This is a genomic window from Streptococcus mitis, assembly GCF_002096755.1.
GTDB lineage: Bacteria > Bacillota > Bacilli > Lactobacillales > Streptococcaceae > Streptococcus > Streptococcus mitis_AC.
Window position 1 is genome coordinate 1 of record NZ_NCVF01000010.1, and the last position, 246, is coordinate 246.

Sequence of the window (246 nt, forward strand, 5' to 3'; positions counted from 1 at the left end):
CCGATGCGCTAGTGCTTGCTGAAGCTGATGCGCTTGTTGAGGCCGAAGCTGATGCGCTTGTTGACGCTGAAGCTGACGCGCTTGTGCTTGCTGAAGCTGATGCGCTTGTTGAGGCCGAAGCTGATGCACTTGTACTTGCTGAGGCCGACGCACTTGTACTTGCTGAAGCTGACGCGCTTGTTGACGCTGATGCTGACGCACTTGTTGACGCTGAAGCTGATGCGCTTGTCGATGCTGAAGCCGACA

Annotated in this window: 1 protein-coding gene; it reads left to right on the top strand. The window is 56.1% G+C overall.

Features of this window, described 5'->3' with window-relative positions; all coding sequences use genetic code 11:
- Window positions 1-246, top strand: a 246-nt coding sequence (locus B7700_RS11150) for a hypothetical protein (RefSeq protein WP_192855636.1), incomplete at both ends; no start/stop codon positions are given.